The sequence below is a fragment of the Synechococcus sp. W55.1 genome, from assembly GCF_047461655.1.
Classification (GTDB): Bacteria; Cyanobacteriota; Cyanobacteriia; order Thermostichales; family Thermostichaceae; genus Thermostichus.
Window position 1 is genome coordinate 1 of record NZ_JANSHN010000001.1, and the last position, 14,919, is coordinate 14,919.

Genomic DNA, 14,919 nt, shown 5'->3' on the forward strand with positions numbered 1-14,919 from the left:
ACAAGGGGAAATTGCAGCCGAAAACGAGACCCTGTCGATCTAGGCCCCTGGATCCCGCTCTGGGTAAGGGTTATAATGGGGGGTCGCTTCCCTTCGGGGAAGTGGAATTAATGGAAACATGATGTGATTGGGACTGTCGATAAAACGTCCAGGCAGTCGCTTCCCTTCGGGGAAGTGGAATTAATGGAAACCTCAGGTACCTTACAGACTACAGCCCCAGCGACAAGCGTCGCTTCCCTTCGGGGAAGTGGAATTAATGGAAACAAACGAGCATTTTGATATTGTCTGCGTCTATGGGCATGTCGCTTCCCTTCGGGGAAGTGGAATTAATGGAAACGTCCAGTCCCAGCCCTAGACAGGCTTCCTGCAGGGAGTCGCTTCCCTTCGGGGAAGTGGAATTAATGGAAACGAGGGATCCACGTCCACCGCCGCGCCCGCGTACAACGTCGCTTCCCTTCGGGGAAGTGGAATTAATGGAAACAAGGGGATCCACGGCTGGGTATGGCGGTGGCGATAGAAGTCGCTTCCCTTCGGGGAAGTGGAATTAATGGAAACAGATAAGTGGTCTAGGCGGAAGCGTAAGGATAATGGGTCGCTTCCCTTCGGGGAAGTGGAATTAATGGAAACAAGGAATCCCCCCCGCCGGTGCCACCTATAGAGGGAGTCGCTTCCCTTCGGGGAAGTGGAATTAATGGAAACATCCATTAAACTCACCTTTTCAATGCAATTCAACTAAGTCGCTTCCCTTCGGGGAAGTGGAATTAATGGAAACGACGATTACATGGCTCTACCAAAGGAGGATGCAAGGGTCGCTTCCCTTCGGGGAAGTGGAATTAATGGAAACCCCAAAGCTCTTCCCTTCCAGGGATTCTTGACCCGTAGTCGCTTCCCTTCGGGGAAGTGGAATTAATGGAAACGCTATCAAAAGGCTAGCGAAACAGAGGCGCTGTGAAATAGTCGCTTCCCTTCGGGGAAGTGGAATTAATGGAAACTCTCTATTGCCCTTATTTTGGCCTTTAAGGCCTTAGTCGCTTCCCTTCGGGGAAGTGGAATTAATGGAAACGTAAGTAATCCCCCTTATCTATTCTTGAGCTTCAAGTCGCTTCCCTTCGGGGAAGTGGAATTAATGGAAACTAGATGGGTTAGTTGACGTCCAGGTGGGAATTTGCTAGTCGCTTCCCTTCGGGGAAGTGGAATTAATGGAAACCTGCACTACCTACTGCACTAGAGAGAGAGAGTATCTACTGGTCGCTTCCCTTCGGGGAAGTGGAATTAATGGAAACGTGGCAGAATTGGAGACAGTCATGAACAGCTACCAGTCGCTTCCCTTCGGGGAAGTGGAATTAATGGAAACCTCGTCATTCTTGTTGACCCACCCCGTCATCCCTGAGTCGCTTCCCTTCGGGGAAGTGGAATTAATGGAAACTCCCTGCTATTTTGTACTTTGAGCTAGGGCCTACGTGCTTGGTCGCTTCCCTTCGGGGAAGTGGAATTAATGGAAACTGAGAAATGATTAAGTAGTTAGTTCTCATCTATTTATGTCGCTTCCCTTCGGGGAAGTGGAATTAATGGAAACTGGTTGTGACCGTCCCATTCGACTCCCAAAAAGTTGTCGCTTCCCTTCGGGGAAGTGGAATTAATGGAAACCACCCTGGGGCATACCAGTCCAGTAGCCTCGCTACGTAGTCGCTTCCCTTCGGGGAAGTGGAATTAATGGAAACCCGCACGATTGTAAATCATTTGTTCTTTTGTCAGCAGTCGCTTCCCTTCGGGGAAGTGGAATTAATGGAAACGGCGAGTCGGAGACCCGGGCGTACAACTGCTGTAAGTCGCTTCCCTTCGGGGAAGTGGAATTAATGGAAACTGATAACTGAGCAACTGAACCCCGCCCGATCCTCGTAGTCGCTTCCCTTCGGGGAAGTGGAATTAATGGAAACGATTAATAACTCGGTCAACCAATTTCAGGGTGTCGTGAGTCGCTTCCCTTCGGGGAAGTGGAATTAATGGAAACAGGATTGCTTTCTCCTGTTCCTTGTCCATGTCTTGGTCGCTTCCCTTCGGGGAAGTGGAATTAATGGAAACTGGAGATCTAGGGCCTCCACGACCCCGGAAACCTGGGTCGCTTCCCTTCGGGGAAGTGGAATTAATGGAAACTATCTAAGGTAGCCAGGGAAACTGGCGAAAGTTGGGGGGGCGCTTTTCCAAAAAGGCGCGTTTGCCCTCAGCAGCTTCCTCGGTCATGTAGAACAGCAACGTCGCATCTCCGGCCAGCTCCTGCAGCCCCATCTGCCCATCGCAATCGGCATTGAAGGCGGCTTTGAGGCAGCGGATGGCCAAGGGGCTGTGCTGGAGAATCTCTTGCGCCCAGCGGATCCCTTCAGCTTCCAGCTCTTCCACCGGCACCACCGCATTCACCAGACCCATCTCCAGGGCTTGGGCTGCGGTGTATTGGCGGCAGAGGAACCAAATCTCGCGGGCTTTTTTTTGCCCCACCACCCGCGCTAGGTAGGCGGCCCCAAAGCCTCCGTCGAAGCTGCCTACTCTGGGGCCGGTTTGCCCAAAGATGGCGTTGTCGGCGGCAATGGTCAGGTCGCAGATGAGGTGCAAAACATGGCCACCCCCGATGGCGTAGCCTGCCACCAGGGCAATCACCACCTTGGGCAAGGAGCGAATGATGCGCTGCAAATCCAACACGTTTAAGCGAGGGATCCCGGCCTCATCCAGATAGCCAGCCTCGCCCCGCACGCTTTGATCCCCACCGGCACAAAAGGCATACTTGCCGTCGCTGTGGGGCCCTGCCCCGGTCAACAACACCACCCCGATACGGGGATCCTCTCGCACATCGGCAAACGCATCGATCAGCTCGGCAACAGTTTTGGGGCGAAAGGCGTTGCGCTTGTGGGGACGGTTGATGGTGATCTTGGCAATGCCATCCGTTTTTTCGTAAAGGATGTCTTCGTAGAGCTTGGCCGTCTGCCACATGGTGTCTGGGTGTATCTGCTTGGGATGCCCGGCTGGCTGACGCGGGCGGCATGGGCGGGTTCATTATAGAGGAGCCCTTGGGTGCTGTGAACTGCTACCGCGAACGGCCTGAAAAGGCTGGGTGAAACGGTTGGTCGCTTGGATGAGGGCTTCCACCAATCCTTCCAGAGTATACTCCTGCGCTTCGATATCCACCCGACCGAATGCGGCTTTGCAGGTTTCGGCGGTTTTGGGGCCGATGGCGGCAATCTGCACCGGTGGATCCCACACCTCTGGGCCCAGCCCTGCCTGCCGGATCAAGTGGGCAAAATGCTGCACCGTCTTGGAGCTGGCAAAGGTGAGGATGTCCACCTGACGGGCCTTCAGAGCCTCCACCACCTGGGGATCCGCTGTCGCCGGACAGGCAGACTGATAGGCGGCCACCTCCACCACCTCTGCCCCTCGCTGCCGCAAACCCTGTACCACCTCCTCCCGGCCTCCCGACTCCACTCTGGGAAAGAGAATCCGCTGCCCTGAGATCGGCTCCGGCCAAACTTGAAGCAGGGCCTCGGCCACAAACTCTTGGGGCATGAGATCGGGATGGATGCCGTACTGGGCGAGCACGGAAGCGGTCTTGGATCCCACCACCGCCACTTGCAGGGAGTGGAGTGCTCGGCTATCTCGCCCCTGCCGCTGCAGCCGCTCAAAGAAAGCCTGCACTCCATTGGCAGAGGTCAGCAGCAGCCAGTCGAATTGTTCCAGGTTGGCAATGGCTGTATCCAAGGGATCCCAGCTCGTGGGCGGCTGGATCACCAGGGTCGGCATCTCCAGCACCCGCGCTCCCTGGGCCTGTAGCAGCTCCCGAAAAGCTGGTGATTGCCCCTCGGAACGGGTGACGAGAACCGTCTTGCCTGCCAGGGGAGCCGGCGGAGGCAAAGGAGGGATCCCCGGCAAAAAGTCCTGCCGCAACCGGATCACCTCCCCGACCACCAGCAGACCCGGCAACTTCGCCTGACCCGCCTCCTGCTGCAGCTCCGCCAAGGTGCCTACCCACACCTGTTGCTCTGCCTGCCCCGCTCCCCAGATCACAGCCACCGGTCGGTCTGCCGGGATCCCAGACTCCATCAGCCGTGCGCCAATGTGCTGTCGCTGCCGGGATCCCATCAAAATCACCAAAGTATCCAACTGGGCCAGGGCGCTCCAGGGCAAGGCCTCTAGATCGTGGGCAGTCAGCACGGCAAAAACGCGGCTTAAGTGCTTATCGGTCAGGGGGATCCCTGCCCAGAGGGGGCCAGCCAGGGCCGACGACAACCCCGGCCAAATCTCAAAGGGACAGCCCGCCTCCCTGAGGGCTTGGATCTCTTCGCGGGCGCGGCCAAAAATCAGCGGATCCCCCGACTTAAGGTGAACCACCTGTTTGCCTTCCCGACAGCGCTGAATTAACCAGAGGATGCCCTGCTGTAAGCTCGCTTCTCCTGAGCGCCGCCACACCTGCGCCTGAGAGGGTAACTCCGCCAGCAAACGCTCATCCACCAGCTCGTCGATCCAAACAGCCTCGGCCCGCTGCAGAATCTCGAGCGCCCCTTGCGTCAGGCCCGCCCGCCCGCCCAGCCCTGCCCCCACTAGATACACCTTGCCCATGCCCTACCCCTTGGAATGTCGATCTTGCCCCTTGTAAGAAGGGGATCCCGCTTGCTTTGCAAATATAAATCGAAGACGCCTCCCAACGGCTCCTCTTCCAAGGGGTGGCCAGCCTGAGGAAAAACTGGTCTACTTGCGAGATACTGAAAGCGTGGCCGCCTGAGGATCCCTGCCTATGTCCGGTGTAACTCCAGAGCCTTGGCCGCGGCGGCGTTTTTTGGCCAGTGGAGCTGCTCTGCTAGCAGTAGGAGCGGGCTCCCGCCCCTCTTCGGCCAGATCCCGGCCCCTGCGGTTGGTGACCAACTGGTACGCCCAGGCCGAACATGGCGGATTCTACCAAGCCTTAGCCACCGGTATTTACGCCGACTACGGTCTGCAAGTGGAAATCCGCATGGGGGGAACGGCGGTCAATGTGTTGCAACTGCTGGCGGGGGGGGCGGCAGATTTTGTTCTCGGCTCCAGCCCGGATGCCCTTTCTGCCCTGCAAGCCGGGATCCCGGTGGTAACAGTGGCCGCCTTTTTCCAGAAGGATCCCCAATGTTTGTTGGCCCATCCGGGGGTAGGCATCGAGCGGCTAGAGGATCTGCGGGGTAAACCCATCTGGGTGTCACCGGGAGCCAACCTCACCTACTGGCCTTTTCTGCGGGCCAAGTTTGGCTTCGGCGACGAGCAAAAACGCCCCTACAACCTTAGCCTCACGCCCTTCTTGCTGGACAAGTCTTCTGCCCAGCAGGGCTATGTGACCTCCGAGCCCTTCCGCGTGCGCCAGGAGGGGGGCTTTGATCCCGTCGTTTTTCTGCTGGCCGACTACGGCTATTCCCCCTACGCCACCACCCTGGAGACCACCCGCCCCTTTGCCGAACAGCACCCGGAGCAGGTGCGAAAATTTGTAGCTGCCTCCATCCAGGGCTGGCAGAGCTACCTAGAGGATCCCCGCCCCGGCAATCGCCTCATCCGCCAAGACAACCCCAACATGAGCGAGGCCCTCCTGGCCTACGCCCACCAAGCCCTAAAAGACTACGGCCTTCTCACCAGTGGAGATGCCGCCACGCTGGGAATCGGCGCCATGACCCACCAGCGCTGGCAAACCTACTTCCGGGAGATGGTTGCCCTGGGAACGGTGGAAGCCAACTTGGATGTGGGCCAAGCCTACACCCTCGACTTTCTCCCCAGCAGGAGCGCCTAAGGGATCCCCGACTCACATCACCGCCAGGCTGTGCAAAAGTGGGGATCCCTGTATCCCCAGCCCGTGGCGCCGGTTCATCCGATCCGTCAATAAGTAGGCCAAGGGGGGGTGGCCGCTTAGCCGTTGACGGGGTTGCGGCAGATGGTCGTTGCCGAAATGGTGGCGGTATTCCTCAGAGTCGATAAAGGCATTGACCATGGCCTGAAAGCCGTGATGCACCAGAATATCGTGGTAGGTGGCCACCTCAGCTTTGCTGGCCGGGGCCCGCCCCAAAAAGTGCTTGAAACCCTGCTCCACACAGCGGGTGTTGCAGCCGGCACTGAAAAACAGCCGCTGATAAAGACGGGATCCCCCGATTTGACGAACCAAACGTTTGATCCCAATCCGCCCGCGGAGAAAGTCCTGCTCGATTTTCTCCAGTTCTCCCGCTTTCTCGTGCTGGTAGGGCTGGCGTTCCAAAAGCTGCTGATAGGCGGCCCGCAACAGGTTTTGCAACGTTTGCGGATCCTGCCGGCGCTGGCGCGATTCCATAACCCTAGCTCCCAATCGACGAAGCCAACAAAAACAGAAAAGATCGATTTACAGACAAAATGGGGGACTACTTTAAAGAAATTATGAAGGGAATAGCAAATGGCTCGATACGCTTTTACGGCGGACTTCAGCACATCCCTCTGCAACAAAACTGCCAACAAAAGACTATGAAGAGCCTACTTGAGATTTACCTTGACGATAGAACAACCGACGTAGATCCGCGATAAATATTTACAAAAGGATTGTCGTTGGCTCTGATTTACGTGATTTCACTTTGTGGCTTTCTGGGCGATAAAAAGATTCCGTGTTTATCCGTAGTTAAGGATTATGACATTTTCATCCAAGATGACCTCATCCAAATCCAAAATAAAGTAAAGAATATAGCCTTCCCCAGAGTTGCTTGTGCGGGACTCATCATCTGAGGTGACCTACATTTAACTTTAATCGACTGGGAAATCAGGTGTTGCCGTAGACCTGCAGAAGGACTGCAGGGAAGGGAGTTAATTGTTGTGATTTGTTTGCGTTGCTTTTGCAGTAGATCTTGCCCGCCGGGGTTTCTTGCCTGCCCTTAGCGTTTGGATCCCATCTATGGTTAAACAAATCCGGCTAGAGCCTTTATCTCGCGTCTCAGAGGTCGATACCTACAGCAATCTTCTGTCGGCTATTTTGTCGGAGGAGCTGCATGTCTCGCGGGAATGTAGTGGTCGCGGCATCTGTGCCACCTGTCATGTTTACGTGAAAGAGGGGATGGATAGTCTCACCCCCATCACCCCCCGCGAAGCAAAAACTCTGGAAGTGATCACCAGCGCCCGCAGCAATTCTCGTCTGGCCTGCCAGGCCAGGGTGGTTTCCGATGGCGTGGTGGTGGAGCTGCCGCCGGGAATGTACGTGAACTCTCTGAAAGATATCGAAGTGCTCATCGGTCGGCGGGCTGAACAAGACCTGTTGCACCCGCGGACGGGGAGGGTTTTGGTGGAGCAGGGCAAGATCATCACTCGCTCTACCGTTAAGCAGCTAGAAAATGAAGATTTCCGCATCATCGGCAGTACACTTGCCCAAACTCGGGAAGTTTGATGGATTGTCGATGTTCAGGGATCCCTTGAGCTCGGCAGGTGTTGTTTTATAAACAATCAAACAAGAGTTGAACAATGTTGGATCCCTCGAATAGCCGACTAAGTTTATCAAATGTTTAGCTATTCATTTCATTGGCTCATTGGCCCATTTGCATCGTCTGACTCGATTATCGATCCCTTAAATCCCACCGAATCCTGTTGCATCGCGATCTAGACTCATCTGTTTTTTGTCAGGAGAGCACCATGGTCACCACTCCATCTCGACCGGATCCCCGTCCTGCAGTCACCCTGCCTGTGGGCCGTGACAAGCATGCTCACTACAGTTACCGCGATTTCTTCCGCTTCAACCGAGATCAGGGCACGATCATCGACTGGAACAACACGCAAAATCTCCTGCTCAGCGAAGACTTTATTGTGGGCTTGCAAACAGGCCTGGAACGGGAAGTGGGAGATGCTTCGGCGGCGGTGATGTACACGATTGGAATGGATTGGGGCATCCGCGATGCCAAGCACTTCTCCGAGTGGTACGAGCGGGAGTATGGGATTGGCGTAAAACAGTCCAACCTTTTGTTTTTGCTGGAGACTTGGTGGTGGCCTTTTACGGCTCAGGGCTGGGGCAAGTGGGAGGTGGAAACCGAATCCAAACAAAAAGGCTTCCTGTTTATCAACTTGTTTGACTCGATGGTGGCTCGCACCCTTGGGGATGTGGGCAAGCCGGTTTGTCATCTCTATGCCGGGCTATTTGCCGGGTTTTTCACCGCTATGACTTCCCGCGAGCTGGCCTGCATCGAGATCCAGTGCTACGCCATGGGGGAAACCTACTGCAAGTTCCTGTTGGGCGGGCAAGAACGCATTGATGCCGCCAATTTTTGGATCACCGAAGGGGCCAGCGCCCGCGAGATCGAGCAGCGTTTGCACCAGTTGTGAGGCTTGCTTGTGGCTTTTGAAGGCTCTCTGGGATCCCTCGACACTTTGGAGAAACGCCCATGGTCACCTTCAACTTAGACACCGATCTGGACTTAACCCAGCCGCTGGCGGTCTTTTTGCAGGGGTTGAACTGGGATAACCGACCCCCGGCCAAGGCTCCCTTTGCTCAAGAGCCGCCGCCGCAGTCCCCCATGCTCTTTGCCCAATCGGTGGGACAGTTTTTTGCCGGCTTCAATTGGTCGGGCATCTGCCCACACTCAGAGCCGCTGCCGGAATTGCCGGCAGAGGATCCCTTTACCCTTGAGGATTTTGCCGCCTTGTTTGGCGGAGCTTTGCTCTAGCTCTGGTTTGTTCAGGGCTCTCAGTTGTGCTCTCTCGATCCGTGCTCTAAGGAGACTTCACCCATGGATGACCTTCACTCTTGGCCAGAACGCATTGCCGAGCGAGAAGGGGATTACTTAACACCCGACGATCTGCAAGACCTGATTCGCTACTCTCTCTCTTTTCAAGAACGGCTGGAGCTTTACCAGGTCTTACAACAGCAGGAGCTGACCTGGATCCAAAGGGTCTTGCAACAGCAGGGGCACAGCGGTGGAACAGAGTCCCCTCTGACACCATCTCAGCGCCTCTTGGCTCGTCAATTGGCCTTTTGCTTGCGCTCCCTGGGCCTGAGCCTGTTGATAGGGGATCCCACCCCTGTGCAGCAGGTAACTCTTGGTGCGATGGAACAGTACCTAGGGTTGCCGCAAGCGCTCGCTCAGCTACGGGCAGTGGTTCAGGGATCCCTGCCAGCGGATCAGCAGGGTTTGCTTGCCCCCTACTGGCAAGAGCTACAAGCTGTCTGCGCCACTTCTCAGGCCCAGTTCCCTTCCTCCTCTTCTTCTAGGTCTGAGGCCGAGGTTGACCTGCCCACAGTTCCGCCGGAGAGGGCTCTCACCTTGGCGGAAATGTTTGTGTGAAGCCCACTGAAGGAGGCTCTATCTATGAATTCAAGGGTTGCCGAGCTGATGCAACAAAGCGAAGGCCGCTATCTGCGCCCGGACGAGTTGAAAACTCTACACGCCTACGTGGAAGGGATCCCGAAGCGGGTCCGCCTTTACCAGGTTCTGCAGGCCAAAGAACAAGAGCTGCTGGATCGGGTGATGGAGAAGTTTCAGCCGATGATGCCGAATTTAATCCGCCAGCATGGTCACCTGGCCTGGGAGCGCTGCCGCCGGGATCTGAGCATGGTGTGGCGCTACTGCTGCATGGCCATGCTGCTCAACGACGAAGACTACCTGAGGGATAAATTGCTCTACTGGCTGGAGACGATCCTGAAATCGTTCAAGATGCGCGACCAATGCCAGCCTGCCTACAAGTTAATGCTCGACTCCCTGACCTACATCTTTGGGGCAGAAGAGAGCGAGATGATCCGTCCTTATCTGCTTTTGGCCAAATCCATGCTGGTTAACTAGGTCCATTCGCCCTCAATCTATTCACCAAAGTTCCCTGCGCCCTCCGATAGCGACCTCCTTCTCCCGATTTACTGTATACAGCTTATACAGCTCACTCCTTAATCATTCATTCCCTCACGCCAAAAATTCCAGCCGCTCCCCAATCTATCCATCCCCGCCCTCTTGTCCACCTGACTGCGAGAATAGCCATGATCTCCCTGCAAGAGATTCTGCAAGACCAGATCTTGCCTGGGCACTGCTTTAGCCCTGCCTACTACATCCGCCCTGACATCCACACCGGACTGCTCTACAGCCGCGGAGGATACCGCTTGGCGGCCTTTCCCATGCCCCTGCTGGAAGCTCTCTACTCCGGCCTGCGCTACGAAACCGGCCAAGCCACCCGCGTCATTCTCTACAACTGTGGCCGCGATTGGGGAGAGGCGTTTTTCCGCCGTATTGAAGACGAGCTTTCCGGCTACTACCAGCAGCCGCTGCAGGAATTGCCGATGGGGATCTTCCTGGATGCCCTCAGCGACCTCTGGGCCACCCACGGTTGGGGACGCCTGGAGCTGGACTTTTCCGCTGCTGACCACGGCTTGGTTCAAGCCGGGATCCGCCATTCCGGGTTTGCCCTTGCCGCTCGCGCCAGCTTCAACCCGGAGGAACCTTCTGCACGGCGAGAGCCTGCCGGATATTTGGAGGCGGGAATGCTGGCCAGCCTCTTCTCCTTACTTTCGGGGCGGGATCTCATCTGCGTACAGACCACCTGCGAATCCCTGGGGGCCGATCTCAACCGCTTCCTCATCGGCACGGCTCAGCGGCTGCACCACTGCGAGGAATGGGTGCGCAAGGGCCTCTCCCACGACGAGATTTTGGATCGGCTCACGGCCAGTCCCTAGAAAGGGATCCCTGGCCAGAGCTGTTTTCAGAAGCTCGCTAGGGCAGGTAGGGCTGAAAATCTTGGGTGACCGTCAGAGTCAAGTTGGCATTGGCGTCGATCACCGCCACTTCCGGCGCCGTTACATTGCCGATGACAGCCCCTGCCGCCGCTCCACCCAGCACTTTCTCCGTCGAGATCACGCGGTCGCCGAACAAGCCTCCCAAGATGGCCCCCGCAGCTGCCCCGATCAAGGCATCTTGCACAATCGCTTCCCCGGAAGTGTGGCGGGGATCCTTACGCAGCGGGATAACCTGGCTCTGAGCGTAGAGGGGGTAGGATTGGCCGTTGAAAATCAAAGCCCGCGAGACAAACTGGGTGCCGCCGCTCACCGGCTGAAATTGGCCTTCCAAAACAGCCCCCGCCGGGACGACCGTGTTGCCGTAGATGTCCCGCAGAGGGGTATCCAAGCTAAGGCTGACGGCGCGGGTTTCCCCAGGGGCAATCAAGAGGGTTTCTGGGGAGCGATGCACCGCCTGGATCAGATCCCCAGAGCGCAATAGCAACGTGGTTTGCAGTTGAAAGGGCTGGCCAGGTTGCAGGGGTTGAGGGCCAGGGGGAAGGGGGCGAGGATTCACAGGACGCCATCCCTCACCGGCAGGCGGTGGTGGCAAGGGCCCCATTTGGGCCAAAACTGGGGCGGCCATCTGCGCTGAGAGCAATCCGCCAAGCAGAGGAGCCAACAGGCGGCTGGCTGGGTTGGTCATGGTCTTACCCCCATTCATCATTCCTACGCTAGCTGCAAACCGGACAAAACCGGGAGCCTTTCGGGCCTTACCTATCTTTTACCTATCTTGATCAAAGCCAACTGAATGGAAATGGGCTACCTCAGGTGAGCAGATTCCGCTGCTCTTCGCTCCAGATAGAAGTACGGAAAAACGCTAGGGTTGCCCACTCTGGGATCCCTGCTGTCCATGTTAGATTAGGCCCTAGGTTTCTCCCCCTGCGTGGGGCCGAAGTCTTGCAGCATCCCAACCCTCTTCTTGTAGCTATGAAGCGCAGAACATCCATGCCGGGCCAGCCCTCTCCCGGGTCAGAAGCTTCCGCCCAACCTGCTCAATCCTCTTTCCAGCCTTTTGCCATCTCCACTTGGAAGTCTCTTCTCTCGTCAGTGCTGCTGGTGCTGCTGGGCATTGGGCTGGGAGCGGCTCTGGTGGGGGGCAAGGGGGTATCTGCCCAGACGACGGCAACCCCGCCCCAACTGAACCTGAATTTCATCGCCGATGTGGCGCAAAAGGTGGGGCCGGCGGTGGTTCGCATCGATGCTGAGCGGACGGTGCGCGCCCCTGCCCCTTTTCCGGAGGAGTTTTTCAGCGATCCCTTTTTCCGGGATTTCTTTGGCCAAGCGATCCCTTCCATCCCTCGGCAGCGGCGACAGCAGGGAACCGGCTCTGGGTTCATCATCAGCCCAGACGGCCAGATCATCACCAATGCCCATGTGGTCGAGGGATCCGACAAGGTAACGGTGACGCTCAAGGATACCCGCAGCTTTGATGGGCAGGTAATCGGTTCGGATCCGGTTACGGACATCGCCGTGGTGAAGATCAACGCCCAGAACCTGCCGACCGTGAAGCTGGGGCGCTCGGAAACCCTGGAGCCGGGCCAGTGGGCCATTGCCATCGGCAACCCCCTGGGTTTGGATAACACCGTTACGGCTGGGATCATCAGCGCTTTGGGCCGTTCCAGCGGGGAGATTCGGGTGCCTGACAAGCGGGTATCTTTTATCCAAACGGATGCGGCCATTAACCCCGGCAACTCCGGCGGCCCGCTGCTCAACGCTCAAGGGGAGGTGATCGGGGTGAACACCGCCATCATCCAGGGAGCGCAAGGGTTGGGCTTCGCCATCCCCATTGAGACGGCCCAGCGGGTGGCCAATCAGTTGATCACTCGCGGCAAGGTGGATCACCCCTACCTGGGCATCCGCATGCTCACGCTGACTCCAGAGCTGAAGGAGCGCCTCAACCAGGATCCCAATAGCCGCATTTTGATAACGGTGGATCAGGGTGTACTGATTGGCGAAGTCATCCAGGGATCCCCAGCGGAACGGGCAGGGCTGCGGTCTGGGGATGTCATTCTCTCCATCAATGGTCGTGCCGTAACCACAGCCGATCAGGTGCAACAGGAGGTGGAGCGCACTGAGGTGGGCAGCACCTTGGAGCTGGAGATCGAGCGGGCCGGGCGACGACAGAAGATCCGGGCGGTAACGGGCTCTTTCCCGGTTCCGAGCGGAGGCTGATTGGGCATGGTTGACCGCCCCTCAAGTATCAACCAGACCCCAGCGACACAGCAGGGTTGTTGTCAATGGGGGTAAACCTCTCAACCTAGGTTGCGAACTCCCCTTTTCCCCTGGGAGAGGGGCTGGGGCGGTGCTGAACACTTGGGCTGTTTCAAACCAATTTGCAGTGACCAAGAAAACTGGGTTGCAAGCCCCGCCCTCAAGGGCGGCTTTTGCTTTATCGCTACGCGACGCTTTCGCGAACGCCTGCGGCGGTGCGGAGCGCTTTGGCATCTCCCATTGGGTTGCGGTACCAACCTCACGCCCGATGTAGCTCAGTCAGTGGGGGTTGTTCTGCTGGCTGAGAAAGAATCCCCCGGCTACTGCTTCGCAGAAGCAAGCTATAGCTGTGGGGAGAATGTCAATTGGGTTCGCTGTTGTCCCAAACCGGAAGCACCTTCAAAGCTGAGCAGGGCCGGTTCCCAGCCCCAGACCATACGGTTACAATCAGAAAGGTTAGCACCTAAATATTTCGGGCTGAGGGATCCGGCGAAGGTGGGCTTATCCTAGGGCGCGGTTCTGGGAGAACGCTTTGAGTTCCATTTTGCATAAGGAGTTGGCGTGAGGGTATTCGGGCAGCTGCAGCCGGCACAGCGGCGCAACTTGGGCATTTTGTTTGTGGCTGGGCTGCTCTTTTGGGCCAGTTTATCCTCGCTGCTGCCCACGTTACCGCTCTACGTCAGGGATGCCGGTGGCACCAGCCAGCAGGTGGGCTTGGTGATGGGGGCCTTCTCGATCGGGTTGCTGGCCTTTCGCCCTTGGTTGGGGCGCCTGGCGGATGGCCACAGCCGGCAGATCGTGCTGCTCATCGGCATGGGGGTGGTGGGAATCGCCCCCATAGGATACTGGCTCTCCGATGGGATCCTGTGGGTAGCGCTGGTGCGAGCCTTTCACGGGATCAGCATCGCCGCTTTTGCCACCGCCTACGTGACTTTAGTGGTGGATTTTGCCCCAGAAGAAAAACGGGGCGAGATCCTGGGCTACATGAGCTTGGTCAATCCGATTGGTGCGGCTATTGGCCCTGCTTTGGGCGGCCTTTTGCAGGAGTTTGCCGGCTATGGCCCTTCGTTTTTCTTCTCCGCTCTGCTGGGGTTGGTGGGCTTTCTCTGCACCCAATCGGTTCGAGAACAACGACGTGGGCATTGGGGATCCCTGCCGATGGACGGAGCCTTTTGGAGCCTTCTGGGCAGCCCGAAGGTGCGCTCCCTCACTTGGGTGATGTTTTTGGTGGGGTTGGCCTTCGGCACCCAGACCACCTTTGTGGCCCTGCTGATCCAAGAAGCCGGAGTTCCCCTGAATCCGGGTCTTTTCTATACGTCAGTGGCCTTTGCCAGCTTTGGGGTGCGCCTGCTCACCGGTCGCGCTTCCGATCGCTATGGGCGGGGGCCGTTTATCTCCCTCAGCTTGGTCACCTATGCCCTGGCGATGGGGATCCTGATTGTTGCCAATAGCAGCGGCGCTTTTCTGGCTGCTGGGGTCGCGGTAGGCTGCGGTTTTGGGACTTTGATCCCTCTCATTTCTGCCCTCGTGGCCGATCGCTCGGAGCCGGCGGAGCGGGGTCGCCTGTTTAGCTTGGTGATGTGTGGGTTCGATTTGGGCATCGGCCTGGCGGGGCCCCTCTTGGGCACCTTGGCGGCGGGAACCGGCTATCGGGCCATGTTTGGCTATGCGGCTCTTCTTTCCCTGGCTTCCTTAGGTTCTTTTCTCTTCTTCTCCAATGGACGACCGGGGGACTCGCTGCGCTTTGCCTTGGGCCTGGGGCCGGATAGCTCTTCGGTCCATCTAGAGGGCGGCCGCAATCGGCTTGGGTCGCAAGAACCCGACCCTCTGGAGCCGCCGGATCGGCCCGCTCCGCTGGAAACGGGATCCCGTTCATAGATAGTTCCATACTCAGATCCCCCACACCCCGTCAAGAACTGAGGCTCAAGCCCTCTGCAGTTGCTGCCAACCAACCG

The 14,919-nt window shown here is 57.4% G+C and carries 13 protein-coding genes and 1 CRISPR repeat array; of the genes, 9 read left to right on the forward strand and 4 right to left on the reverse strand.

The features are described 5' to 3' along the window. Positions 1-82 precede the first annotated feature (82 nt). Positions 83-2,154: a CRISPR direct-repeat array (repeat unit 36 nt; unit sequence GTCGCTTCCCTTCGGGGAAGTGGAATTAATGGAAAC). Positions 2,155-2,157: 3 nt separating this feature from the next. Both menB and cobA read right to left on the reverse strand, forming a co-directional pair. Then, positions 2,158-2,982 carry a 1,4-dihydroxy-2-naphthoyl-CoA synthase gene (gene menB, locus NW816_RS00005; RefSeq protein ID WP_414407797.1) on the reverse strand — a complete coding sequence of 275 codons (825 nt, stop codon included), beginning with the start codon at positions 2,980-2,982 and terminating at the stop codon, positions 2,158-2,160. 63 nt (positions 2,983-3,045) lie between these two features. Beyond that, a complete protein-coding gene (gene cobA / locus NW816_RS00010; RefSeq protein ID WP_414407798.1) occupies positions 3,046-4,602 on the reverse strand; it encodes a uroporphyrinogen-III C-methyltransferase in 1,557 nt (518 codons plus the stop codon). Positions 4,603-4,777: 175 nt separating this feature from the next. Here cobA and NW816_RS00015 point away from each other — a divergent pair, with 175 nt between their 5' ends. Continuing rightward, the gene (locus NW816_RS00015) at positions 4,778-5,788 is read left to right on the forward strand and encodes an ABC transporter substrate-binding protein (protein WP_414407799.1); all 1,011 of its coding nucleotides are present in this window, start codon (positions 4,778-4,780) and stop codon (positions 5,786-5,788) included. A 12-nt stretch (positions 5,789-5,800) separates the two neighbouring features. Here NW816_RS00015 and NW816_RS00020 read toward each other — a convergent pair whose 3' ends face one another. Continuing rightward, positions 5,801-6,319 (reverse strand): phycobilisome rod-core linker polypeptide, encoded by a 519-nt coding sequence (locus NW816_RS00020; protein ID WP_414407800.1) that lies wholly within the window; start codon positions 6,317-6,319, stop codon positions 5,801-5,803. A gap of 588 nt (positions 6,320-6,907) precedes the next feature. On the opposite strand from NW816_RS00020, the gene NW816_RS00025 reads away from it, so the two are divergent. The 6 genes from NW816_RS00025 (at position 6,908) to NW816_RS00050 (ending at position 10,651) form a co-directional block, all read left to right on the forward strand. Next, positions 6,908-7,393 (forward strand): 2Fe-2S iron-sulfur cluster-binding protein, encoded by a 486-nt coding sequence (locus NW816_RS00025; protein ID WP_414407801.1) that lies wholly within the window; start codon positions 6,908-6,910, stop codon positions 7,391-7,393. 242 nt (positions 7,394-7,635) lie between these two features. Then, a complete protein-coding gene (locus NW816_RS00030; protein WP_414407802.1) occupies positions 7,636-8,319 on the forward strand; it encodes a V4R domain-containing protein in 684 nt (227 codons plus the stop codon). Positions 8,320-8,378: 59 nt separating this feature from the next. After that, positions 8,379-8,660, forward strand: a complete 282-nt coding sequence (locus tag NW816_RS00035) for a hypothetical protein (RefSeq protein ID WP_414407803.1) — start codon at positions 8,379-8,381, stop codon at positions 8,658-8,660. Between the two features lie 63 nt (positions 8,661-8,723). Continuing rightward, positions 8,724-9,278 carry a hypothetical protein gene (locus NW816_RS00040; RefSeq protein ID WP_414407804.1) on the forward strand — a complete coding sequence of 185 codons (555 nt, stop codon included), beginning with the start codon at positions 8,724-8,726 and terminating at the stop codon, positions 9,276-9,278. A gap of 24 nt (positions 9,279-9,302) precedes the next feature. Next, the gene (locus NW816_RS00045; protein ID WP_414344046.1) at positions 9,303-9,773 is read left to right on the forward strand and encodes a phycobilisome protein; all 471 of its coding nucleotides are present in this window, start codon (positions 9,303-9,305) and stop codon (positions 9,771-9,773) included. A 188-nt stretch (positions 9,774-9,961) separates the two neighbouring features. Continuing rightward, positions 9,962-10,651 (forward strand): V4R domain-containing protein, encoded by a 690-nt coding sequence (locus NW816_RS00050; protein WP_414407805.1) that lies wholly within the window; start codon positions 9,962-9,964, stop codon positions 10,649-10,651. 37 nt (positions 10,652-10,688) lie between these two features. Here NW816_RS00050 and NW816_RS00055 read toward each other — a convergent pair whose 3' ends face one another. After that, positions 10,689-11,396: a hypothetical protein gene (locus tag NW816_RS00055; RefSeq protein WP_414407806.1), complete on the reverse strand. Its 708-nt coding sequence runs from the start codon at positions 11,394-11,396 to the stop codon at positions 10,689-10,691. A 284-nt stretch (positions 11,397-11,680) separates the two neighbouring features. Between NW816_RS00055 and NW816_RS00060 the strand changes: the two genes are divergently transcribed. Continuing rightward, complete coding sequence (locus NW816_RS00060; protein ID WP_414407807.1) at positions 11,681-12,925, forward strand: HhoA/HhoB/HtrA family serine endopeptidase; 1,245 nt, start codon at positions 11,681-11,683, stop codon at positions 12,923-12,925. Between the two features lie 600 nt (positions 12,926-13,525). Then, positions 13,526-14,842, forward strand: a complete 1,317-nt coding sequence (locus NW816_RS00065) for an MFS transporter (protein WP_414407808.1) — start codon at positions 13,526-13,528, stop codon at positions 14,840-14,842. The last annotated feature ends 77 nt before the right edge of the window (positions 14,843-14,919 follow it).